The organism is Streptomyces lanatus (assembly GCF_014655715.1).
GTDB classification, from domain to species: Bacteria; Actinomycetota; Actinomycetes; order Streptomycetales; family Streptomycetaceae; genus Streptomyces; species Streptomyces lanatus.
In genome coordinates this window covers 20,133-43,991 of sequence record NZ_BNBM01000027.1, presented here as the reverse complement: position 1 = coordinate 43,991, position 23,859 = coordinate 20,133, and the positions used below count along the sequence as shown (strand labels likewise).

15 protein-coding genes are annotated in these 23,859 nt (G+C 72.7%); 12 read left to right on the top strand and 3 right to left on the bottom strand.

Annotated elements, in window-relative coordinates:
• The first annotated feature begins 68 nt into the window (after positions 1–68).
• The 5 genes from IE325_RS46885 to IE325_RS43235 all read left to right on the top strand — a co-directional run bounded on the left by IE325_RS46885 (position 69) and on the right by IE325_RS43235 (position 4,960).
• Entirely contained in the window at positions 69–518 is a 450-nt protein-coding gene (locus IE325_RS46885; protein ID WP_308437718.1) for an urease subunit beta, read from the top strand.
• Positions 515–2,554, top strand: coding sequence for an urease subunit alpha (gene ureC / locus IE325_RS43250; RefSeq protein ID WP_190075703.1), 2,040 nt, complete (start codon positions 515–517; stop codon positions 2,552–2,554). The genes IE325_RS46885 and ureC overlap by 4 nt, the downstream gene beginning before the upstream one ends.
• 120 nt (positions 2,555–2,674) lie before the next feature.
• On the top strand, positions 2,675–3,349 hold the full coding sequence (locus IE325_RS43245) for an urease accessory protein UreF (protein WP_190075702.1): 675 nt from the start codon (positions 2,675–2,677) through the stop codon (positions 3,347–3,349).
• A 29-nt stretch (positions 3,350–3,378) separates the two neighbouring features.
• Complete coding sequence (gene ureG / locus IE325_RS43240; protein WP_190075701.1) at positions 3,379–4,074, top strand: urease accessory protein UreG; 696 nt, start codon at positions 3,379–3,381, stop codon at positions 4,072–4,074.
• A 130-nt stretch (positions 4,075–4,204) separates the two neighbouring features.
• Positions 4,205–4,960 carry an urease accessory protein UreD gene (locus tag IE325_RS43235; protein WP_229912472.1) on the top strand — a complete coding sequence of 252 codons (756 nt, stop codon included), beginning with the start codon at positions 4,205–4,207 and terminating at the stop codon, positions 4,958–4,960.
• Positions 4,961–5,258: 298 nt separating this feature from the next.
• On the opposite strand, the gene IE325_RS43230 is transcribed toward IE325_RS43235, so the two are convergent.
• Positions 5,259–6,197, bottom strand: a complete 939-nt coding sequence (locus IE325_RS43230; protein WP_190075700.1) for an NAD(P)/FAD-dependent oxidoreductase — start codon at positions 6,195–6,197, stop codon at positions 5,259–5,261.
• Between IE325_RS43230 and IE325_RS43225 the strand changes: the two genes are divergently transcribed.
• Complete coding sequence (locus IE325_RS43225) at positions 6,196–6,543, top strand: NAD(P)/FAD-dependent oxidoreductase (RefSeq protein ID WP_229912470.1); 348 nt, start codon at positions 6,196–6,198, stop codon at positions 6,541–6,543. The two genes, IE325_RS43230 and IE325_RS43225, sit on opposite strands and share 2 nt — an antisense overlap.
• Here the strand turns inward: IE325_RS43225 and IE325_RS43220 are convergent.
• Both IE325_RS43220 and IE325_RS43215 read right to left on the bottom strand, forming a co-directional pair.
• Positions 6,523–8,166: an IS200/IS605 family accessory protein TnpB-related protein gene (locus tag IE325_RS43220; protein ID WP_190075698.1), complete on the bottom strand. Its 1,644-nt coding sequence runs from the start codon at positions 8,164–8,166 to the stop codon at positions 6,523–6,525. The two genes, IE325_RS43225 and IE325_RS43220, sit on opposite strands and share 21 nt — an antisense overlap.
• The gene (locus IE325_RS43215) at positions 8,159–8,734 is read right to left on the bottom strand and encodes an IS607 family transposase (protein WP_190075697.1); all 576 of its coding nucleotides are present in this window, start codon (positions 8,732–8,734) and stop codon (positions 8,159–8,161) included. The genes IE325_RS43220 and IE325_RS43215 overlap by 8 nt, the downstream gene beginning before the upstream one ends.
• 75 nt (positions 8,735–8,809) lie before the next feature.
• On the opposite strand from IE325_RS43215, the gene IE325_RS43210 reads away from it, so the two are divergent.
• From IE325_RS43210 to IE325_RS43185, 6 genes are all read left to right on the top strand, one after another.
• Positions 8,810–9,358, top strand: coding sequence for a dienelactone hydrolase family protein (locus IE325_RS43210; protein WP_434095400.1), 549 nt, complete (start codon positions 8,810–8,812; stop codon positions 9,356–9,358).
• A 670-nt stretch (positions 9,359–10,028) separates the two neighbouring features.
• Entirely contained in the window at positions 10,029–16,907 is a 6,879-nt protein-coding gene (locus IE325_RS43205) for a type I polyketide synthase (protein WP_190075695.1), read from the top strand.
• A gap of 8 nt (positions 16,908–16,915) precedes the next feature.
• Positions 16,916–21,574, top strand: a complete 4,659-nt coding sequence (locus tag IE325_RS43200) for a type I polyketide synthase (protein WP_190075694.1) — start codon at positions 16,916–16,918, stop codon at positions 21,572–21,574.
• On the top strand, positions 21,571–21,870 hold the full coding sequence (locus IE325_RS43195) for an acyl carrier protein (protein WP_190075693.1): 300 nt from the start codon (positions 21,571–21,573) through the stop codon (positions 21,868–21,870). Before IE325_RS43200 ends, IE325_RS43195 begins: the two co-directional genes overlap by 4 nt.
• The gene (locus IE325_RS43190) at positions 21,867–22,676 is read left to right on the top strand and encodes an alpha/beta fold hydrolase (protein WP_229912469.1); all 810 of its coding nucleotides are present in this window, start codon (positions 21,867–21,869) and stop codon (positions 22,674–22,676) included. Before IE325_RS43195 ends, IE325_RS43190 begins: the two co-directional genes overlap by 4 nt.
• A complete protein-coding gene (locus tag IE325_RS43185; RefSeq protein ID WP_190075692.1) occupies positions 22,673–23,857 on the top strand; it encodes a glycosyltransferase in 1,185 nt (394 codons plus the stop codon). The genes IE325_RS43190 and IE325_RS43185 overlap by 4 nt, the downstream gene beginning before the upstream one ends.
• The last annotated feature ends 2 nt before the right edge of the window (positions 23,858–23,859 follow it).

The following is a 23,859-nucleotide window of genomic DNA, read 5'->3' as shown; positions in this document are numbered from 1 at the left end:
TCGAGCACCCCCAGCCGCTCCGCAAGCCAGGCTCCCCGGTCGACTGCGATGACAGCGGCACCTCGCCTGTGTGCTGCGACGAGGACGACACAGCTGCCCGGTACGACGCGATCTACTTCAATGTGCACCTCGACGGGGACGCGCAGGGCGTCAGCCTGCAGGGGGATGCCACCGCTTTGCCGGGGCCGGGCAGGACGAAGATCAAGGTGAAGAACGAGTCGGACCGTCCTATTCAGGTCGCCTCCCACTATCACTTCGCCGAGGTCAACCCGGGGCTCAAGGTCGTCAGCATCGAGGTCCCTGCCGGTCAGACAGTCCCGGATGACCGCAGTCTGTGGAACTGCGAGGCGGCGAAGGGCCGACGGCTCAACATCGCCGCGGGCACGTCCGTGCGCTTCGAACCGGGCGACGAGTGCTGTGTGGAGCTGGTGCAGATCCAGGGTGCAGTCACGGCCGGCGGCGGCAACACCAGCGACCTGACCAAGATCCAGGGACTACGCGAAGGCATGGTGCGATGAGTACTCCGCAGGGACAGGTCCCCAGCCAGGCGCCGAAGCCCGTGGAGGGCCGACCGCCGAAGCCGAGTAACGAACTGACGCGGGCGGATTACACCACGCTGTACGGGCCGACCACGCGGGACCGGGTCCGTCTCGCCGACACCGATCTCACGCTGGAGATCGAGGCCGACTGGAGCGGCGGTCCTTCGTACAGCGGCAATGAGATGGTCTTCGGCGGCGGCAAGGTGATCCGCGAGTCGATGGGGATGTCGCATCTCGCCCGGGACGGGAAGGACGGCACGGGCACGGCCACGGGCCACGAGCCGGTGGACACAGTCATCACGGGCGCGCTGATCCTCGACTGGTGGGGCGTGGTCAAGGCCGACATCGGCATCCGCGACGGCCGGATCACCGCCATCGGCAAGGCATACAACCCCGAGACGATGGACAAGATCACGAGCTTCGAGATGCCGGATCGTGGGCCCGCGAAGCAAGTCCCGCCGGTGACGCCGACGAACTTCGTCATCGGGCCGAGCACCGAGGTCATCTCCGGCAATGGGCGAATCCTCACCGCGGGTGGTGTGGACACCCATGTCCACTTCATCTGCCCCGGGGAGATCCACGAGGCTCTGGCCTCGGGTGTGACCACCCTGATCGGCGGCGGCACGGGACCGGCCGAGGGCAGTAAGGCCACCACCGTGACCCCGGGCGCGTGGCACATCAGGCGGGTCTTCGAGGCGCTGGATGAGTTCCCGGTCAATATCGGTCTGCTCGGCAAGGGCAGCACGATGAACGAGCACGAGCTCAACGCACAGGTGGACGCCGGTGTCTGCGGCCTCAAGATCCACGAGGACTGGGGCGCTACGCCCGCGGTGATCGACCGGGCCCTGGACGTGTGTGAAGAGCGCGGTGTCCAGCTCGCTCTGCACGCCGACTCGCTGAACGAGTCAGGGTTTCTGGAGAGCACGCGGGCCGCCTTCACCGGCGACGGCCGGGACGCCGGGGGCAAGTTCACGCCGAAGAAGGCACGCGCCATCCACGTCTTCCATGTCGAGGGTGCCGGCGGCGGTCACGCGCCGGACATGATCGAGCTGGTCAAGGAACCGAATGTACTGCCCGCCTCGACCAACCCGACGCGTCCTTTGACGGTCAACACCGTCAAGGAGCACGTCGACATGATGATCGTGTGCCATCACCTCAACCCGGATATTCCGGCGGACATTGCCTTCGCCGACTCCCGGATCAGGCCGTCCACGATGGCCGCGGAGGACCTCCTGCACGACATGGGCGCCATCTCCATGATGTCCTCCGACGCCCAGGCGATGGGCCGCATCGGCGAGATGATCACGCGTACCTGGCAGACCGCGCACGTCATGAAGAGCCGCTACGGGCCGCTGAAGGAAGACCTCGACGCCGCCAAGGTCCGCCCGATCACCGACGACACCAACCACTCCTTCAACGACCAGCAGAAGCAGCCGAACGACAACTTCCGGGCGCGCCGGTACGTCGCCAAGTACACGATCAACCCGGCGATCACGCATGGCATCGACGGCTACGTCGGCTCCGTGCAGACGGGGAAGCTCGCCGACCTGGTGCTGTGGGAGCCGAAGTTCTTCGGCGTCAAACCGCACATGCTCCTCAAGGGCGGCCAGCTCGCGTACGCACAGGTCGGCGACGCCAACGCTTCGATCCCCACGCCGCAGCCCTACCAGCCGCGCCCGGTCTGGGGCTCCACCGGCCGCTCCCCGGGACGCAACTCGGTGAACTTCGTCGCTCTGGGCGTGGCCGACAAACTCAACGGAGACGGCACCAGCAGCAATCCGGGTCTCGGTCTCGACAAGGACTTCGTGGACATCACCAGCACCCGGCACGTCACGAAGGCCGACATGAAACTGAACGACACCGTGCCCGACAGCCTCGAAGTCGACCACAACAGCTTCGAGGTCACGATCGGCGGTGCGACCACGACTGACACCCGCACCGAACTCAATGGTGCGACGGTGCCGCGCTCCTACGTCACCGAAGTACCCCTGGCACAGCGGTACTTCCTGTTCTAAAAGCCGCTCTCTGCCCGGCCGCCGGAGCACCAGCTCCGCGGCCGGGCACCCGAGGCGGGCAGGCCGCGCCCGCCGACGCTCGGCATCGCTTCCGACCCTGCGAAAGGCAGCCGCTCACCCATGAGCCGTGCAGCCCTGCTCCTGCTGGCCGACGGCCGCTTCCCCGCCGGAGGCCACGCCCACTCCGGCGGCATCGAGGCCGCCATCGCCCACCAAGCCGTACACGACACCGACAGCCTTCAGACATTCTGCCGCGGCCGTCTACACACCACCGGCCTGACCACGGCCGGCCTGGCCGCCGCAGCCGCCGCCGGAGTCAACCCGCTGCTGCTCGACGACGCAGCAGACGCCCGCACCCCCGCCCCCGCGCTGCGCGCCGTCGCCCGCCGACTCGGCCGGCAGATGATGCGCGCAGCTCGTGCCACCTTCCCCTCCAAAGACCTGGAACGGCTGGCCGCCGCACGTCCCCAGGGCGCCCACCAGCCGATCGTGCTGGGCCTGGCCGCCCGGGCCGCCGGGCTCACCCCACTGGACGCCGCCTACGCCGCCGCATACGAGAACGCCAGCGGCCCAGCCACCGCGGCAGTGCGCCTGCTCAGCCTCGACCCGCTCGACGCCTCGAGCCTGCTGGCCCACCTCAGCACCGACCTCGACGCCGTCGCCACGGCCGCCGCCCGGGCCGCGGACCGCGCCACCGCCGAGGGCGTCGACGCCCTGCCGTCGGCGTCCTCACCACTGCTGGACATCACCGGCGAACAGCACGCCGCCTGGACCGTCCGGCTCTTCGCCTCCTGACACCCCTCCCTGCCCACCTGGAGTCCTGCATGCACCTCGACCACCCCGAGACCATGCCGCAGCGCCACACCCACAGCGCCGAACCGCTCCGCGCCGACGGCACCCGCCGAGCCCTCCGAGTCGGCCTGGGCGGGCCCGTCGGCTCCGGCAAGACCGCCAGCGTCGCCGCGCTGTGCCGCACCCTGCGCGAGGGCTGGTCCATCGCCGTCGTCACCAACGACATCTACACCCGCGAGGACGCCGAGTACCTCCTGCGCGAGGCCGTACTGCCACCCGAACGGATCACCGCGGTGGAGACCGGCGCCTGCCCGCACACCGCGATCCGCGACGACATCTCCGCCAACCTCGAAGCCGTCGAACACCTGGAAGAGACCCTCCGCCCCCTCGACCTCGTGCTCATCGAGTCCGGTGGCGACAACCTCACCGCAACCTTCTCCAAGGGCCTCGTCGACCAGCAGATCTTCGTCATCGACGTCTCCAGCGGCGACGACATCCCCCGCAAGGGCGGCCCCGGCATCACCACCGCCGACCTCCTCCTCATCAACAAAACCGACCTCGCCCCGCACGTCGGCGCCGACCTCGCCACCATGGCCACCGACGCCAAACGGCAACGCGGCGACCTCCCCGTCATCTTCACCAGCCTCACCTCGGACGACGGCATCCGCGACGTCGCCGACTGGATCACCGCCCACCTCACCGAGTGGCACCACAAGGCGGCCGCATGAGCCCCACCGCACAACTCATCGCGGACCGGACAGCGGCAGCACCGCCACCTTCACCGGGGCCAGCCGCTGGGGCAGCGGTGACCGGAGCCCCCTCCGCCACCGAGGAACCCGCCGGGCACCCGCACGGGGTATGCGCCACAGCCCGCATCCACGCCAGCCACAACGGACGCGTCACCACGCTCCCGCGGCTACTCAGCGACGGCCCGTTCCACCTCCGACGCCTGCGCACCGACAAAAACCACGCCAAGGTCGGGATCATCGGCGCGATGAGCGCCCCCTCGGCGGCGACCGGCTCACCATCGACGTCACCGCCGGAGACCGGGCCGCCCTGGAGGTCACGACGGCCGCCGCCACACTCGCCCTGCGCGGCCCTACCACCGCCCCGGCCACCTACGACGTACGGCTCACCGTCGGGGAACACGCCAGCCTGCGCTGGCTGCCCCAGCCGCTGATCAGCGCTGCCGACAGCAACCTCCGGCAGACCTGCACGGTCGAACTCGCCTCCACTGCACGCCTGTTGCTGCGGGAAGAACAGCTTCTGGGCCGGGCCAACGAGGATCCCGGCCACCTCGTCAGCCGACTCCTTGTCCACCGTGCCGGAAGACCGCTGCTCGACCAGCAAACGGCGTACGGGGACCCGGAGCCCGGCTGGGACGGCCCGGCCATCCTGCACGGACACCGTGCCGTCGGCCAACTCCTGCTCGTCGACCCGCAGATGAGCATGCGGCGCAGCCCCATCCTGCTCCGCCCACGCTCCCGGGAGGGGTGCGCCGTCCTCGCACCACTGGCCGGCGGCCCGGCCCTGCTCGCCACCGCCGTCGCACCAACGTCCTCGACCCTGCGGGAACTGCTCGACGAAGCCCTCACACACGCCCTCGGACAGTAGCGCGGACGGCCTGCCGTTAACCGGGCGGCGGACCACATCGGCAGGCCAGTCCCGGGCCTCCGCGCCCCGCGCCAAGCCAGGGATCTCGCCTCGCAAGGGCGAGCCGTGGACCACCTCCCGAAGCTGGAGCCTCTGGCTGAGCCCAGCGGCCTGCGGGCCCTCAAGGACGAAGTCGTACGGGGTTGGGGCGCCCTGGAGCTGCTTGATGTGCTGAAGAACTCCGACTTCCTCACCGGCTTCGCCGAGGAAATTCCTCGGTGGCCACCTAGGAGCGCATCGACCGTGACGCCCACCAGCGTCAGCCCGACCGGTGGGCGGGCAGACCATCCCGCTCGGCGCCGGCCTGGGTCGGGAGTGGCAGCCTCCAGGTGTAGACGTCCGGGTCGAAGGAGTGCAGGCGCTTGACGAGCCCGGCGGTCGACCAAGGCCAGCAGAAGGTGTTGATGCCCGGGAGGCCGAAGTAGTAGGCGGTGCCACCGGTGGTGTTGTAGACGGTGTTGCGCAGCGCCTCATGCAGGGCCTGCTGGCGGGCTGCCTCGGGCTTGACATCCAGTGCGGACGCCCTGCTGGTACGCAGGTGGTTGAGGGCGGTGGTGATGGAGCGGAGTTGGGCTTCGAGGATGGTGGGGACGGCGGTGGTCCCGGTAAGCAGATTCGGGCCGATGAGCAGGAAAGGGTTGGGGTATCCGCTGACGCTGGTACCCAGGTAGGCGCGACGGCTGTCGGCCCACGTCTGGGCCAACGTGCCGTCGATGCCGTGCAGTTGGGGGGCCAAGGGGAGGTCACCGATGCGGAATCCGGTCGCCAGGACGATGATGTCGGCGCGAGTACGGGTGCCGTCGGCGCCGATGACGTCGGAGCCCTCCACGGCGGTCACGCGGGTGGGATGCAGCCGCACGTTGGGCCGGGTGAGGGCGGCGGAGTAGGTGCCGGAGGTGATCAGGCGGCGGCCGCCCAAGCGGTAGTCGGGAGTAAGAGCCCGCCGCAGGGCGCGGTCCCGTACCGAGGTACGCAGGTAGAAGCGGGCCAGGGCCTCCAAGGGCCGCAGCAGGCGGGGGTGACGCAGGGGTCGGGGCTCGTAGCCTTTGGTGCTCCAGATCCTCAGGTCCTGATGGACCTTGCTGACGGCGGTGCGCAGCATCGCGCGGGCGAAGGCGCGGTGCAGGCCGCGCCGTGGGAGCGACGTCTCAGTGGCGTCCTGCTTGCGGATGTTCGCACAAGCCGCCGCGATTAGCATGCAGGTACGCCATCCTGACATCCCCGGCCTTGACACCTTCCCCGGCACCGCCTTCCACTCCGCCCGTTGGAACCACGAGGTCGACTTGACCGGACAGCGTGTCGCAGTGGTGGGCACCGGAGCTTCCACCGTGCAGTTCCTGCCCGAGATCCAGCCGAAGGCGACCCATGTCGACGTCTTCCAGAGCACACCGCAGTGGGTGCTTCTGAAACCTGACTACCTCCTCCCTCCGGGTCTCCACCGTTTCTTCGCGCACCACCCGGCAGCCCGCCGCGCACTACGCGGACTGCACCACTGGACCCAGGAAGCCATCGGCGTACCGTTCCTACCGACTGAGTGGGAGTGAGTCCTGTTGCCAGAACTCGTACTCAGCCGAACACCCCGAACGGTTTTGGGTGTTCTGGGTTGCCGCGTTCCTGCCGCGTTCGGCTCCGTCGGATCGTGTCCGTGGTCCGGGTACGCGGGGGCGGTTTCCCTCACGCCTCCGGTCGCCGGGTCGGGCCTGGGCGGTCCGATGCCCGCCAGCATCGCTCTGGTGCTGGCGGGGCGGTGCCGTCCGTCGCCTGATCCGGTGTCCGAGGGCGCGTCGCGCGATCGCCACGCCTGCCGCCTGGTGGCGGGTGACGGGGCGCTTCGGTGTGGTCAGGGGCTTTTGCCAGTGCTGGCCGCCCCAGAGGCTGGTGTAGGCGGGATCGACAGCGATCACGCCGATCCCGGTCTCCGCGCACATCGACAGCAGGCGTGCGCGGAGTTTGCTGGTGGGGACGCCGGAGATGAGCTGCCGGAACCGTTTCTTGCGGCCGTGTTTCTCCCGGGTTGTGGAGTCGGTGAAGTCGAGGTCTTCGATCGCGATGGCCGCAGCGCCGGTGGCCTTGGCCCAGTGCAGGAGCCGGGTGAGGGCGTGGCGGAGCTGGGCGTCGCGGTGGGGTGCGGTGCCGGTGAGGTCGTAGTCGAAGCGGCGCGGGTTGCCGGTCGGGTTTCCGTGGGTGTCCAGCCGCCACGCGGCGAGGTGGTCGGCGTTCATGTCGACGCCGATCACACCGCCGGCCCGAAGTGCGTCCAGGGGGACGACCGGAAGTTCTTTGCGGGTCCAGGAGGCGTCCAGGTACCAGCGTCCGCGCTCCACGTCGTAGTGGATGCGGTAGGCGACGGCCCGGTTGCCCTCGATCCGGTCGCGCCATTCGTCGCCCCGGTGCGGGAAGGTCACCTTCGCGGCCAGGACGTAGCGGCCGCGTGGGGCGTTCGCGTACTCGGCGAGCGGGGCCGGGAGTTTGATGCTGATCTCGCCGTCGAGGGTGACGCGGATCGTCTCGTTCCCCAAGCGTTTGCCGGACTCTCCGTCGGCCGTGAGGAACCAGCGGGCAGCGTCCCAGCGGTCCCGCCACTGTTCGGCGGTCAGGTGCGCGGCGGCCAGGTTGTGCCGGTTGTTGAGCAGCTTCCGGCCGCCCCGCACGATGGAGACCTTCCCGGCCTCCCGGGCGGCGGTGACACGTTCGAACTCGCCCTCCAGGATCGCCAGACGACGCGTCTTCGTAAACCACTCGTGTTTCGACCGGTAGCCGCCCGGCTTGCCCCGGGAGCCCTTCTCCCCGACCGGGAGGGACAGCCGGTGCCGGACCATGCTGATCCCTGCGCCCAGAGATTGCAGGTGGGCGTGCTGGGCACGCCGGGAAAGGCCCCACTGGTCGTGGGTATTGGAGGTGACCGAGCCGGCCCACCGCGACGACGACAGGACGGTCAGATCCCGCTTGCGGGCCGCCCACGTGTCCGCGGAGTGCTCCAGTCCGTCACGGCACCTGCGGGCCAGATCCAGCGACGCCAGCCGTCCCATGTGCTCACTGACCAGACGCAGGATCCTCTCATCCTCGCCGGTCAGGCCCTTGAGACGGTCACGGATACTCACGCCGGTGGGGCCGTCGGCGACGAACGGCCGCGAAATCTGCCGCAACTTCTTCTTCGGTTCAGCCATGCTCAGCCGCCTCAAGAGCGGCCTTCGCCCGGTTCCTCGCCGACCTGCGCCCGTACAGGCGGGCACAGAACGACGTCAGCACCTCCACCATGTCCCGCACCAGATCGTCTTCGACTTCACCGTCATCCAGAACAACGAGGCGACGGCCGGCCGCGGCCAGGGCAGCCTCAACAAGCTCCACGTTCATCCGGCCGAGCCGGTCCTTGTGCTCCACCACCACAGTGGTCACGTCCGGATCGGCCAGCAACCGACGGGCCTTCGAGCGGGCCCCGTTCATCCCGGAACCGACCTCTGACTCCACCCGCACCACGCGGTGACCGGCCTCGGCCGCCCACCCGACAAGCCTGGCCGTCTGCCGCTCAAGATCAGGCTTCTGGTCATGCGAGGACACACGGGCATACAACCCGACGCCACCGACAACCTCAGGCGCCGCATTCGCCGCGATGTTCACCAGGATCGTGCGCGGCCCGACCCGCTGAGCAGGCACCGGCAGCGTCCCCTCACGAAACCACTTGTACGCGGTCTGAGGATGAACGCCCTGCACCCGTGCCCACTCGGTCAGATTCACGCCATGAACGTAACAACCCTGATCAGCCTTACACTCACTCAATCGACCTTGCAGGCGAGCAGTTGATGACCCCGGCTGGCTTCCCAGGGCTTCGTGGTGATGACCCTGAACACCAATGCGCTGTGGGACTTTCCCGCAGACCGCAGTAGGCAGCAACTCGCCGCACTCACCTATCTGACGGCCCAGAGCACGGTGAAGAACCGGATCGACCCCGGCCGGCTGGCGCTGATGGGCTGGTCGATGGGCGGCGGCTCGCTGCAGAGCGCGGCGAGCACCCCGTCGCTCAAGGCGGCCATCCCGCTGGCACCCTGGGACCTCAGCGACGTCTCCAGCCGGATCACGGTCCCCACCATGATCTTCGGCGCCGACGGTGACACCGTCGCCTCCGTCGACGACTTCGCCCTGCCCTTCTACAACGGGCTGGTCAGCGCCCCCGACAAGTCACTCATCGTGCTCAAGGACACCGACCACTTCACCTTCACCGACCCGAACACCACGATCGCCCAGTACAGCGTCTCCTGGCTGAAGCGCTTCGTCGACAACGACACCCGCTACGACCAGTTCCTCTGCCCAACCCCCAACGACCCCAACACGGTCGTCTTCCAGATCACCTGCCCGCTGTAACCCGAGCGGATGCAACCCAGCGGAAGCGCGGCAGGCACGGGCCCCCACGGTCATCCGCGCCTGCCGCGAACGCGACCAGGACGGCGGCGGGCAGGAGCGAATCGGACACGGCCCCGGCAGGGGTCCGTGGTCTCTCGCGGGTGTTCTCTCGATCTGTGACATGGAACCTTGAAGAAGTCCAATCATCCCAGGTCAGCGACCCAGGGCGGCTTCACCGCCCGCGGTGGGGCGGGTAAATGGGCAAGGCGAACGCCCCGTAGCCCTTGATCAACACCGCGCCGCGGGCAGGCAACGCAGGAGGCGAGGTCAGCTACCTGCGGTTTTGCCCACACCGGTTCGCATGTACACGTTAGAGGGCATCCGCACCCTCATGTCCAGGCTCTGGACCGGCTATTGATCGGTGGATCAAGGCTAAGAGGCCGCGCGGACAGGCGTGCGGTCACGGCCGGTGGTCATGCCGATTTCCGACATCAACGACATGGCCGAGCTCTGCGGCGACCGGGGCCGGCTCGTTGCGGTTCCTGTTCACCGATCGGTGTCGGGGGTGCAGCCAGATAACTGACTACCCATTAGTATCTGACGGGTCATCAGCTCCAAAGCGCGCGGAGTGCGCCGAATCCGCTCGTCCCGATCGCACACCCCCCTCGATCGCACAGAGGAGCCTCCCCCCATGACGCACACCGTTATCGGCGTCAGCCCGTTGGGTGCACCGGACCCCCGCCTCGTCGCCGCCGTCTGCCGGGCCGGTGGGTCCGGTGTCCTCGACCTCGGCCCGGGCGCCCGCGCCACCCGCGAGGCCCTGGCCCTCTTGCGGCAGTGGGCCCCCGGCAGCCACGGCGTGCGGGTCCCCGCCGACTGTGCGCTGCGCCCCGGAGAGCTGTGGGCCCCGGCGCCCACCGGAACGCGTCGCACCGCGGACCCGGCCGCAGCCGGACCGTGCACCGTGCTCCTCGCCCCCGACGCGCCCTGGACCGTCGCCGGGGTCCGGGCCGCCGCCCGCGCCGCCGCCGCGGACCCCGCCGTGCTCGCCGAGGTCCGCGGCACCGACGAGGCCGTCCGGGCCGTGGCCGACGGTGTCACCGGGCTCGTCGTGCGCGGCGAGGAGTCCGGCGACCCCTGCGGCGAACACTCCACCTTCGTGCTGCTCCAGCGCGTACTCGGCGCCGTACCGGCCGACCTGCCCGTGTGGGCCTGCGGGGGCATCGGGCCGCACACCGCGGCCGCCGCCGTCCTCGCGGGCGCCCGAGGAGTCGTACTGGACATCCAGCTCGCACTCCTCGACGAGGCCGGTACGGCCCCCGCGGCCGCCGGTCTGCTGCGCGCCGCCGACGGCACCGAGACCGTCGTCGTCGACGGCTGCCGGGTACTCGACCGGAGCCGCCCCGGCCTCCCGGCCGTCCTGCGCGACCGGCCCCTGCCGCTGGGCCAGGATGCCTTTCTCGCCGCCCGGTTCGCCGAGCGGTACGGCACCGTGGACCGCGCCCTCGCCGCCGTCACGGAGGGCATCGACGCCGCCGTGGCGGACGACGGCGCCGTGCTGCGCGGCGGCTCGCCGATGTGCCGGGCGCTCGGCACCGCGCTGCCGGTCGTCCAGGGCCCGATGACCCGGGTCAGCGACCAGGCGCGGTTCGCGGCGGCCGTCGCGGACGGCGGCGGACTGCCGTTCGTCGCGCTCGCCCTGGCCGGGCCCGAGCAGACCCGCACCCTGCTCGAGCAGACCAAGTCCGCGCTCGGCGACCGCTCCTGGGGCGTCGGCATCCTCGGCTTCGTTCCGGAAGAGATACGCACCGCCCAACTGGAGGCCGTCCGTGAGCTGCGCCCCAGCCACGCCGTCATCGCGGGCGGCCGTCCCTCCCAGGCGGCCGCTCTGGAGGCCGAGGGCATCCGTACCTTTCTGCACGTGCCGTCGCCCGGGCTGCTCGGCCAGTTCCTGGCGGCCGGCGTCCGGCGCTTCGTCTTCGAGGGCGCCGAGTGCGGCGGGCACATCGGGCCGCGCAACAGCTTCCCGCTCTGGGAGGCGCAACTGGCCGTCCTGGAGGACTTCCTCGACGCGGCGGCCGACGACGGTCACACCGATGGCGGTGACGCCGCCGACCCACAGGACGTACAGGTGCTGTTCGCGGGCGGCATCCACGACGAGCGCTCCGCCGCCATGGTCGCCGCGCTCGCCGCCCCGCTCACCACCCGCGGTGCCGCCGTCGGCGTTCTGATGGGCACCGGCTACCTCTTCACCGAGGAGGCCGTCGAGTGCGGCGCCATCCGGCCGCTGTTCCAGCGCGCGGCCTTGGACGCCAGGTCGACCACGCTCCTGCACACCGCGCCCGGCCACACCACCCGCTGCCTGCCCAGCGCGTTCAGCGACACGTACCAGGAGGTCAAGGACGAGCTGCGGACTCAGGGGATACCCGAGCGGCAGGTCTGGCAGGAGCTGGAGCGGCTCAACGTCGGCCGCCTGCGCATCGCCAGCAAGGGCGTCGAGCGGGTCGGCGACGAGCTACTCGACGTCGACGAGGAGCGCCAGCGCGAAGCGGGCATGTTCATGGCCGGCGAGGTCGCCGTGCTCCGCTCCGCCGTCACCACCGTCGCCGCCCTGCACCACGCGGTCACCGACGGGGCCGCCGACTTCTACGGACGCCGCACCGCCGAACTCGCCGCTGACGTCCGCGACGCGGGCGGTACGGTACCCGCGCGGAACCCGGCCCCCACTCCCGAACCGCTCGACATCGCCGTCGTCGGCATGGCCGGCATGTTCCCCGGCGCCGCCGACCTGCCCGCCTACTGGGCCCAGGTGCTCGCCGGCGCCGACGCGATCACCGAGGTCCCGGACACCCGCTGGGATCCCGCGCTGCACTTCGGCGCGGACGCCGAGGCGGACGACGTGTCCGCGTCCAAGTGGGGCGGTTTCCTGCCTCCGATCCCCTTCGACCCGCTGGCCTACGGAATCCCGCCCGCCTCCCTGGCCGCCATCGAACCCGTCCAGCTCCTCGCCCTGGAGGCGGCCAGGCGGGCACTCGCCGACGCCGGGCTCGACCGCCGGGCCTTCCCGCGCGAGCGCACCTGCGTCGTCTTCGGTGCCGAGGCGGGCAGCGACATCTCCGGCGCCGCGACGCTGCGCAGCGTCCTGCCCTCGTACGTCGGCCGCCTTCCCGAGGACCTGGAGGAGCAGCTCCCGAAGCTCACCGAGGACTCCTTCCCCGGCATGCTCGCCAACGTCATCGCCGGCCGGATCGCCAACCGGCTCGACCTCGGCGGCGCCAACTACACCGTCGACGCCGCCTGCGCCTCCTCCCTGGCCGCCGTCGACGCCGCCTGCAAGGAACTGGCCTGCGGTGCCGCCGACGTGGCCCTGTGCGGCGGCGCCGACCTGCACAACGGCATCAACGACTACCTGCTCTTCTCCTCCGCGCACGCGCTGTCGCCCACCGGCCGCTGCCGCACGTTCGACGCGGCCGCCGACGGCATCGCACTCGGCGAGGGCGTCGCCTGTCTCGTACTCAAGCGCCGCGCCGACGCCGAGCGGGACGGCGACCGGATCTACGCCGTCATCGAGGGCGTCGGCAGCGCCAGCGACGGCCGCTCCCTCGGCCTGACCGCGCCCCGCCCCGAGGGCCAGCGCGCCGCCCTGGAACGCGCCTACGCGCAGGCCCGCGTCTCGCCCGCCGAGGTCGGCCTGATCGAGGCCCACGGCACCGGCACCGTCGTCGGCGACCGCACCGAACTCGGCACGCTCACCCGGCTGTTCGAGGACGCCGGGGCCGCGCCCGGCGGCTGCGTCGTGGGCTCCGTCAAGTCCCAGATCGGGCACACCAAGTGCGCCGCCGGTCTCGCCGGACTGATCAAGACCGCGCTCGCCCTGCATACCGGGGTGCGCCCGCCCACCCTGCACATCGACGTGCCCAACCCCGTCTGGACCGGCCCCGACAGCCCATTCGTCTTCCACAGCGAGGCCCGGCCCTGGGCCGAGCCCGCCGCCCGCCGCGTCGCCGGGGTGAGCGCCTTCGGATTCGGCGGCACCAACTTCCATGTGGTGCTGCGGGCCCACGCCGACGCCGGAGCGCCGCCGCGCCAGAGCCACGACGTCTGGCCCGCCGAGCTGTTCGTCTTCCGCACCCGCGCAACGGCCGAGGAACTCGCCGCCCTCGCGGCGAGCGGCCACTGGCGGCTGCGGGACCTGGCGCGTACCGCCGCACAGCGCGCGGAGACCGGACCGGGCCCGCTCCTCGGTGCCGTGGTCGCCGAGTCCGTCACCGAACTCCCGCACCTGATACGGGACCTACTCGACGGCACGCCCGGGAGAAGCGGAGTGTTCCCGGCCACAGGCGCCCCCGCCGGGGCGGCCGACGGCGACGGCGAAAGCAACGACGGTGGCAAGGTGGCGTTCCTCTTCCCCGGCCAGGGCAGCCAGCGCCCCGGCATGTTCGCCGAGCTGTTCACCGCCTTCCCCGAACTCGGCCGCCACCTGTACCACGCCCCGGCCGCCGCCCTCTTCCCGCCCGCCGCCTTCGACGCCGCCGAACGCGCCGCACAGGTCGCCCGGCTCACCGACACCCGCCACGCCCAGCCCGCGCTCGGGGCGGTCGGCCTCGCCGCGTACGACACCCTCACCGCGGTCGGTGTCCGCCCCGACATGGCCGCAGGGCACTCCTACGGCGAACTCGTCGCGCTCTGCGCCGCGGGCGCCCTCGACCCCGACACGCTCGGTGACCTCAGCCGGGAGCGGGCCGAGGCGATCCTCGCCGCGACCGGCGCACAGGGGTCCGATCCCGGCACCATGGCCGCCGCCGTGGCCTCCGCCGAACAGGTGACCCGGGTGCTCGCCGGGGCAGGCCTGGCCGAGCGGGTCGTCGTCGCCAACCACAACGCGCCCGCGCAGAGCGTGCTCTCGGGCCCGACGGACGCCGCCGCCGAAGCCGTCGACGCGCTCACCGACGCCGGGTTCGCCGTCCGCCCGCTGCCCGTCGCCTGCGCCTTCCACAGCCCGCTGGTCGCCGGGGCCGTGTCCCGCTTCGCCGAGATCCTGACGGCGTACGCCGTGCGCGGCCCCGAGTTCCCGGTCTGGGCCAATCTCACCGGCACCCGCTATGCCGGGGACCCCGCCCAGATACGAGCCGACCTCGCCGAGCAGATCGCCGCCCCCGTCCGTTTCGCCGACCAGATCGAGGCGATGTACGACGCCGGGGCGCGGATCTTCGTCGAGTGCGGGCCCGGCACCGTGCTCACCGGTCTGGTCGGCCAGATCCTCGGCGACCGGCCGCACGTCGCCGTCCCGTTCGAACCCCGCCCCGACGCGGGCCTGCGCGGCCACCTCGAAGCCCTGGCCCGGCTCGCCGCGGCCGGTGTCCCGGTGGCGCCCGCACGGCTCTTCAGCGGACGCGACACGGCACTCGCCGACCCGGCCGCCGTGCCGGAGCGGCCCGGCTGGACGGTCGACGGCCACCTCGTACGCACGGCGGACGGCCGGCCGGTGCCGGGAGCGCTGCGCCCGGCCCGGCGCATCTCGGGCATCCAGCGGACCGAAAAGCGGACCAGTGAGGCGACGACGATGGGCGAACGGGAAGAACTGCTCCGGGAGTTCCTGCGCAACAGCCGGGAGATGCTGGCCGCACAACGGGACGTGCTCCTCGGCTACTTCGGGGCTCCGCCCGCGCCGCAGGCGGCTCCGCCGGCCCTCGAACCCCTTCCGGCCCCGGCTCCGGCCGCTCTCGCTGCGGCTCCGGCCCCCGCTCCCGCTCCGGTGGGGGTGGATGTGCTGGCCGAGGTGCTGGCGGTGATCGCTGAACGTACGGGATATCCGGTGGAGATGGTGGGGGCGGAGTCGGATCTGGAGGCGGATCTGAGTGTGGATTCGATCAAGCGGACGGAGATCGCCGGGGAGCTGGGACGGCGGCTGCTGGGCTCGGGTGCGGATCTGCGGTCGTTGCCGGACGCGGACCTGGAGGAGCTGACCCGGGAGCGCACCGCCGCCGGGATCGCCGACTGGCTGCGGGCCCGCGCGAAGGCGCTCGCCGACCCGGACCCGGCACCCGCCCTCGCCACCTCGGCCCCCGTAGCCGAGGAGTCCCCCGCCCCGCTCACCGGCCAGGCTCCCCACCGCTATCTGCTGCGGCCCGCCCCGCTCGACCCGCCGCCCGTGCCCGGCGCCGAAGGCGCGGCACAGCTGCGCGGGAAGCGGTTCCTGATCGTCGCGGACGACACGCCACTCGCACGGGCACTTGTCACCCGGCTCACCACACTCGGCGCGCTCGCCGCCCGTGGCGGCCCGGACACCGCACAGCTCGCCGGGCACACCGGCCCGGTCGACGGAGTGCTGCACCTGGGCGCTCTCGCGGGCACGGAACAGCAACTGCTGCCCGCCAAGCTCACCGTGCTCCAGCAACTGCTGCTGCGCGGCCCGCGCCGGCTGCTCTGCCCGCGCCTCCCCGACGACACCAGCGGCCTCGACGGCTTCGTGCGCACCGCGGCCCGCGAATACCCCGACACCGTGGTCCGCACCGTGGAGCTCGACCCCGACGAGCCCGCCACCGAGCAGGCCGAGGCACTCGTCGGGGAACTGCTGGCGCCCGACCGGGAGCCCGTCGTGCTGCGCACCTGCGGCGTCCGCCGCGCCCCGGTACCGTACGAGAGCCCTCTGGGCCCGCCCGTCTCCTCCGGCGCCGGGCCCGCCTCCTCCGGCGCCGCCGCAGCCGCGGCACTCGGGCTCGGCCCGGAGTCGGTCGTCGTCCTCGCGGGCGGCGCACGCGGCATCACAGCCCGGTTCACCCTCGCCCTTGCCGCCGCCGCACGCTGCCGGGTCGAACTGCTCGGGCGTACGCCGCTCGACGACGGCACGGGCGGGCACCACGAGCTGGCCCACGCCACCGACCTGCCCGCGCTGCGTGCAGCGCTCGCCGCCCGGGGCGGTCTGAGCACCGCCGAGATCGACCGCGAAGCGGGCCGCGTCCTGGCCCGCCGCGAGATCGCCACGACCCTGGCCGAGGTACACGACGCGGGCGGCCGGGCCAGATACCGGGCACTCGACCTGCGGGACGCGGAGGCCGTGCAGCAGGCGGTCAAGGAGACGTACGCGACGTACGGCCGGATCGACGGGGTCGTACACGCCGCCGGAGTGATCGAGGACCGGCTGCTCGCCGAGAAGGACCCCGTCTCCTTCGAACGGGTCTACGGCACCAAGGTGGACGGCGCCCGCGCACTGCTCTCGGCTCTCCGGCGACTTCCCCAACTGCCCGCCTTCACCGTCATGTTCGGCTCCGTCGCGGCGGTGTACGGCAACCGCGGCCAGGCCGACTACGCCGCCGCCAACGACGCACTCGCCCGCCTCGGCCGCCTCTGGCGCGCCGACACCGGCAGCCGTACCGTCACCGTGCACTGGGGCCCGTGGGCACCGGCCGGGGCACACGGCGGCATGGTCGGCCCTGAGCTGGGCCGGGAGTACGCGCGCCGCGGCATCGAGCTGATCGACCCGGAGGAAGGCGTGCTCGCGCTGCTGCGGGAGCTGGCCTGGGGCGAGCCGGAGACCGACGAGGTCGTCCTGACGGCGTCGGGCCGGTGAGCCCCACGATGCGACCGACCGCCCCGCAGCACCGGCAGCCCGTCGCCATCGTCGGCATGGCGGTGACCCTGCCCGGCGCCTGTGACCTGGCCGCGTTCTGGCACAACCTCGTCACCGGCGCTGACGCCATCTCCGAGGTGCCCAAGGCCCGCTGGGACGCGGACACCTACTACGACCCGGACGGACGGCGCGGCCTCGATGGCGTCTACTGCCGCCGCGGCGGCTTCGTCGACGGGCTCGACGCGCTCGCCGCCTTCGACCCGACCGTCTTCGGACTCATGCCGGACTCCGTGCCCGGCACCGAACCCGACCAGCTGATCGCACTGCGCACCGCCGCGGCCGCGCTCGCCGACGCGGGGAAGGCCGCACTGCCCGAAGACCGCTCCCGGGTCGGTGTCGTGCTCGGCCGCGGCGGTTATCTGAGCGACGGGCTCGCCCGACTCGACCAGCGGATGCGTACGTCCGCCCAACTGGTGCGTACCCTCCACGAGTTACTGCCCGAGCTGGACGGCGAGCGGCTCGACGCGGTACGGATGGCGTTCACGGCCGCGCTCGGCGGGGAGCAGAGCCCCGAGTCGGTGATCGGCCTCGTGCCCAACTTCGCGGCGTCCCGGGTCGCCAACCGGCTCGATCTGCGTGGCCCCGCCTACACCGTGGACGCGGCCTGCGCCTCCTCGCTCGTCGCACTCGATCAGGCCGTCGGCGCGCTCGCCGCGGGCAGCTGCGACGTGATGCTCGCGGGCGGCGTACACCACTGCCACGACATCACGCTCTGGTCCGTCTTCAGCCGGCTGCGGGCGCTGTCGCCGTCCCAGCGGATCCGCCCGTTCCACCGGGACGCGGACGGCGTGCTGATGGGCGAGGGCACCGGCGTGGTCGTACTCAAACGGCTCGCGGACGCGCGGCGCGACGGCGACCGGATCTACGCCGTCGTCCGCGGCGTCGGCGTGGCCGGCGACGGCCGGGCCGGCTCCCTGGTCAACCCGGACCCCGGCGGCCAGGCCCGCGCCGTCCGGCTCGCCTGGGCGGCGGCGGGGCTCGACCCGGCGGCACCGGGGTCGCTCGGCCTCCTGGAGGCGCACGGCACCGGAACCCCCGGCGGCGACCGGGCCGAACTGGCCGCGCTGGCCGAGGTGTTCGGGCCGCCGGACCCGGACGCCGGGCCCGACGCCGTGATCGGCTCCGTGAAGTCGATGATCGGCCACACGATGCCGGCGGCAGGTGTGGCGGGCCTCGTCAAGGCGGCCCTGGCGGTGCACCACGGCACGCTCCTGCCGACCCTGCACTGCGACGACCCGCACCCGGCGCTCCGCGTCACCCGCTTCGCTCCGGCCCAGCAGGCCCGGCACTGGGACGGGGACGTCCGACGTGCCGCGGTCAGCGCCTTCGGCTTCGGCGGGATCAACGCCCACGTCGTCCTGGAGTCGGTACCGGAGCCCGTACCTGCCCCCGCATGGCCGCCTGCCCCGGCGTCGGCTCCCGCACCGGCATCGACCCCGGCCGTCGCGCCTGCGGCCCCGGCACCCGGCGGCCCGGGCGCTGGGCCTGCTGCCTGCGCGGACCGTGCCGAAGTGGCCGAGCCGCCCCGGCTGTTGCGGCTCGCCGCCGCGACCCCGCAGGACCTCGCCGAACTGCTCGACGCCGACGACACCGAGCTGCGCGCGGCCGCCGCTGAGGGCGGAGCGAGGGGAGCCGGGGGCGCCCGCGTCGCCGTCCTGGACCCCACCGACCGCCGCCTCGCCCTGGCCCGCAAGGCAGTCGCCCGCGCCCGGACATGGGGCGGCCGGAGCGACGTCTGGTGCGCGCCGCGGCCGGTGCTCGGCACGGGCGGCGGGAAGATCGCCTTCCTCTGCCCAGGGCTGGAGGCCGAGTTCGAGCCGCGGGCAAAGGACGTCGCCCGCCACTTCGGCCTGCCGGCGCCGCACTGGCCGGACGCCCGCGTGGGCGACGTCGCCCGGCACGGCGCAGCCGTCGTCGGCCTCGGCCGGCTGCTCGCCGGAACGCTCGCCCGGATCGGCGTCCGGCCGGACGCGCTGGCCGGGCACAGTGTGGGGGAATGGACGGCGATGGCGGTCGGCGGGATGTACGCGGACGCCGAGGTCGACGCCTTCCTGCGGGACTTCGACCCGGCCACGCTGCGCGTCCCAGGGCTCGCCTTCGCCGCGTTCGGCACCGGTGCGGACCAGGTGGATGCCGAGCTCGCGGCGTACCCGGACGTCGTCGTCTCGCACGACAACGCGCCCCACCAGACCGTCGTCTGCGGGCCTCACGACCAGGTCGAGGCGCTCACCGGGTGGCTGCGCGGCGCGGGAGTGCTCGGTCGGCTGCTGCCCTTCGAGTCCGGCTTCCACACTCCGATGCTCGCCCCGTACCTCACCTCCATCGAGAAGGCCGCGCGCGGCTTCACGCTGCACCCGCCCCGGGTGCCCGTCTGGTCCGCCACGACCGCCGCGCCCTTCCCGACCGACGAGGCCGCGGCGCGCGCGCTCTTCCTGCGCCACCTGCTCGAACCGGTCCGCTTCCGGCAGCTCACCACGGCCCTGTACGACGCCGGGTTCCGGGCCTTCGTACAGCTGGGCCAGGGCCAGCTGCCGGCTCTCGTGGACGACACCCTCACCAGCCGCGCGTGCCTGACGCTCAGCGCCAACACGCCCCGGCACAGCGGGCTTTCGCAGCTGTACCGGGTGGCGGCCGGACTCTGGTCGCACGGTGCCGAGCCGGACTTCGCGGCGCTGCGGGCGGGGGCCGCGCCTCGGTCGACGGCGGCACCTGCCCGCACGGCGGAGACCGGCCCTACGGCGGAGACCGTCCGTACGGCCACGGAGAGCCCGCGAGCCGTCCCCGCCCCCGTCACCGTCCCCCTCACCCTCGGCTCCGGGCTCGTCTCGCTCGACGCCGCCACCCGGGACCGGCTCCGCAGCACCCTGCGTGAGGCACCCGCACCCGGGCTGGACCGGCTCGCGGCCGTGGCCGCGCGGAGCCCCGTGGCGGCCGAACTGCGCTCGCTGCTCGGCGAGACGGCGGACACGGCAGCGGAAGTGGCGGAACTGTTCGCCGCGGCAGCGGCCCCGCGCCGCACCGCGCCCGCGGCGCCGCCCCCCGAGCCCTCGGCGACCGGGGCGGTGCCGCCGCCTGCCGCCACCTCCCGCGCCACCACCCTGCGCATCTCACTCGACACCATGCCGTACCTCGCCGACCACTGTTTCTTCCGGCAGCCCGCGCACTGGCCCGAGATCGCCGACCGCTGGCCCGTGGTGCCCGCCACCACCCTGGTGCAGCACATGATCGACGCCGTGCCCGGCCCAGGGAGGGCCGTGGCCGTGCACGACGCCCGGTTTCTGCAGTGGACCGTCGCCGCCCCGCCCACCGAGGCCACGGTCACGGCCCGGCCCGAGGGACAGGGGCGGTACGCCGTGGAGTTCGGGCGCCACGCCCGCGCCACGGTCGAGACCGCCCACGGGCACGACACCGCGCCCCGCCCACGGCCGTGGCGGGCGGACGCCCCGGAAAGCCGTCCGGCTGCGTCGGCGCGGCAGATGTACGACGACCGCTGGATGTTCCACGGGCCGCGGTTCCGCGGCGTCACCGAGATCGGCGCGCTCGGCGAGCGGCACGTCCGCGGTGTCCTGACCACCCCGTCCGCGCCCGGCGCGCTCCTCGACAACGTCGGTCAGCTGCTCGGCTACTGGCTGATGGCCACGCACCCCGACCGCACCATCGTCTTCCCGACGGGCGTCGAGGAGATCCGTTTCCACGGCCCGCCCCCGGAACAGGGCACCGCACTCGACTGCCACATCAGGGTCACCACCGTGACGGACACCGCCCTGGTGGCTGACGCGCAGCTCGCCCGCGACGGCGAGGTCTGGGCCGAGATCCGCGGCTGGCGGGACCGGCGCTTCGACTCGCCGCCCGAGGTCGATCCGGTCAAACGACGGCCCGAGCACAACACTCTGTCGGAAACCCAGGAGGGCGGCTGGCAGCTGGTCTTCGAACGCTGGCCCGACCCCGCATCCCGCGAGATATACATGCGCAGCCAGCTCGCGGGCCCTGAGCGCGAGCAGTACGCCGGGCACCCCCCGCGCGGCCGGCGCCAGTGGCTGCTCGGCCGGATCGCCGCCAAGGACGCCGTACGCCGCCACCTGTGGGCGCACGGCGCCGGCCCCGTCTTCCCCGCCGAGATACGGGTCGCCAACGACCCTGGCGGCAGACCGCGCCCCGAGGGCGTACACGGCAGAGAACTCCCGCCTCTGGAACTGTCGCTGGCGCACTGCCGGGAGGCCGCCGTCGCACTCGTCCACCCCGCCGCCGACAGCCCCGGCACCGGCACCGGCATCGACATCGAGGAGATCGTCGAGCGCCCCGAAACGACCTACGACGCCATCCTCGCCCCGGACGAGCGGGCGCCCTTCACCGGGCTCGGCGGCGGCCCCGGTTGGCTGACCCGGTTCTGGGCCGCCAAGGAAGCCGCGGCCAAGGCCGAGGGCACCGGACTGGGCGGCCGACCGCGGGACTTCACGGCGGTCGAATTCGAAGACGGCGCCCGCGCCCTCACGGTCCGGGCACCCTCCGGCCGGCTGCGGCGCATCCGGCTCGCCGATGTGACCAACCCGCCGGGGCTGCCCACCCGTACCTACGCCGTCGCTTGGACCGAGGAGAGCCCATCATGACCAGCCCCGCCACCACCGGCCCCGCGTACGCCGCCGTCCTCGCCGAGGTCACCGACGCTCTGCACACGGTCCTCGACGACCTCGAACTGGACGACACCCCGATCACCCCCGACACCCGCTTCGTGGAGGACCTCGACCTGGAGTCCATCGACCTGGTCACGCTCACCGCCGAGCTGGGCGGGCGCTACGGCGACCGGGTCGACTTCCCCGCCTGGTTCGCCTCGCTCGAACTCTCCGACATCATCGGACTGACCGTCGGACAACTCGTCCAGTACATCGCGGGGTGCCTGCGGTGACCACGATCGAGGCGGGCGGGATCCGGCTGAACGTGGAGCGGCTGAGCGGCGCACCCACCCCGGCACCGGGCCCGCCCCAGACGGTCGTCCTCGTGCACGGCATCGCCACCGACAACCTGACCAGCTACTACTTCACCATCGCGCCCGCGCTCGCCGCAGCCGGACACGACGTCGTGATGTACGACCAGCGCGGCCACGGCCGCAGCTCCCGCCCGCCGCGCGGCTACGGCGTCGAGGACTTCAGCGGCGACCTGGACGCGCTACTCGACGCCCTAGCCCTGGAAGGGCCCGTCCACCTGATCGGCAACTCCTTCGGCGGCACCGTCGCCCTCGCCTACGCACTGCGCCGACCGGAGCGGGTCGCCGGCATCCTGATGCTCGAGTCCGAGCCGCCGACCGCCGCCTGGGCCAAGAAGATGAGCGGCATCCTGGCCGGCTCCGCCCACCAGCTCCACGACGAGCGCACCCTGCCGTGGATCGAGGAGACCTACGGCCGCCACGAGGCCCGCCTGGTGCGCTGGGCCACCCGGCTGCTGCACGGCACCTCCATCGCCGAGGACATCGGGTCCTGCCCCGTCCCCGCCGAGGAGTCCTGGCAGAGCCTGCACGTGCCGGTCTGCGCGGTGTACGGCGCTACCTCCGACCTGGCCGACACGGCGCCCTGGCTGGAATCGCTGCTGCCCCGCTGCCGCACCCTGACGGTGCCCGGGCACGGGCACTCCGTGCTCGTCGGCACCCCCGAGACGGTCGTCCCGCTGGTGCTCGACTGGCTACGGGACGGCCACCGGGAGCTGGTCGCGCCGTGAGCCGCTTTCTGTTCGTCGTGCCGCCCCTGGTCGGGCACGTCAACCCGGCGGTCAGCGTGGCCGCCGAGCTGACCAGATGCGGGCACCGGGCCGCCTGGGCCGGACTGCCCGGGTTCGTCGGGGAACTGGCCGGGCCCGACGCCGAGGTGTACCCGTGCGACGTGCCCACGCTCCCGGAACGTCCCGCTGCCCTGCGCGGTGCCGCAGCCTTGCGCTTCCTGTGGGAGGAGTTCCTCGTGCCGCTCGCCGGGGCGATGGCGCCCGGTGTGCGCCGCGCGGTCGAAGGGTTCCGGCCCGATGTCGTCGTCGCCGACCAGCAGACCCTCGCCGGTGCCCTCGTCGCCGAGCGCCTCGGGGTGCCGTACGCCACCGCGTCGACCACCCCGGCGGAGTTCAGCGACGCCCTGGACGGCATGCCGAAGGTGGCTCAGTGGACCGCCGGGCTCGTCGCGGAGCTGCGCGCCCGCCTCGGCGACCCGGGGTGCACCCACGATCCGCGCTTCTCCCCCGACCTGGTGCTCTCCTTCACCACCCCCGAACTCGCGGGCCCGGGCCCTCAGCTGCCGCAGCTGCGGTACGTCGGTCCGGCGTTCACCCGGCGCCCGGCCGCCGACTTCCCCTGGGAGTGGCTCGACGAGCACCGGGCCACCGTCCTGGTCTCACTCGGCACTGCCAACACCGGCCTGGGGGCGCGTTTCCTCGCCGAGTGCGCGGCCGCCGCGCGGGAGCGCGGGCGGCGGCTGCAGGCGGTACTCGCCGACCCCGGGGGGGTACTCGACGGAGAGTCCGACGCCGACCTCCTGGTGCTGCCCCGGATCCCCCAATTGCCGCTCCTGCGCCGGGCGTCCGCGATGGTCAGCCACGCCGGGCAGAACACCGTCGCCGAGTGCCTGTGGCACGGCGTACCGCTGGTGGTCGCGCCCATCCGGGACGACCAGCCACTGATCGCCGGCCAGGTCACCGGCGCCGGCGCCGGAGTGCGGGTGCGCTTCGGGCGCGCCGACCGCCGACGGATCGGTGCCGCCCTCGACGCCGTACTCGACGGGCCCGCCTACCGCGCGGCGGCCCGGCGCGTCGGGGACTCCTTCCGTGCGGCGGGCGGGGCGGCTGCCGCGGCAGCGTACCTGGAGAAGTTCGCGGCACAGAAGCCACGGGAGCCGCAGGAGTCACGGGAGCGGTGAGC

Excerpts from the sequence above, each read along its gene's own strand:
- ureC (WP_190075703.1), top strand. The coding sequence starts at position 515 with ATGAGTACTCCGCAGGGACAGGTCCCCAGCCAGGCGCCGAAGCCCGTG.
- IE325_RS43245 (WP_190075702.1), top strand. The coding sequence starts at position 2,675 with ATGAGCCGTGCAGCCCTGCTCCTGCTGGCCGACGGCCGCTTCCCCGCC.
- ureG (WP_190075701.1), top strand. The coding sequence starts at position 3,379 with ATGCACCTCGACCACCCCGAGACCATGCCGCAGCGCCACACCCACAGC.
- IE325_RS43235 (WP_229912472.1), top strand. The coding sequence starts at position 4,205 with ATGCGCCACAGCCCGCATCCACGCCAGCCACAACGGACGCGTCACCAC.
- IE325_RS43225 (WP_229912470.1), top strand. The coding sequence starts at position 6,196 with ATGCAGGTACGCCATCCTGACATCCCCGGCCTTGACACCTTCCCCGGC.
- IE325_RS43230 (WP_190075700.1), bottom strand. The coding sequence starts at position 6,197 with ATGCTAATCGCGGCGGCTTGTGCGAACATCCGCAAGCAGGACGCCACT.
- IE325_RS43220 (WP_190075698.1), bottom strand. The coding sequence starts at position 8,166 with ATGGCTGAACCGAAGAAGAAGTTGCGGCAGATTTCGCGGCCGTTCGTC.
- IE325_RS43205 (WP_190075695.1), top strand. The coding sequence starts at position 10,029 with ATGACGCACACCGTTATCGGCGTCAGCCCGTTGGGTGCACCGGACCCC.
- IE325_RS43200 (WP_190075694.1), top strand. The coding sequence starts at position 16,916 with ATGCGACCGACCGCCCCGCAGCACCGGCAGCCCGTCGCCATCGTCGGC.
- IE325_RS43195 (WP_190075693.1), top strand. The coding sequence starts at position 21,571 with ATGACCAGCCCCGCCACCACCGGCCCCGCGTACGCCGCCGTCCTCGCC.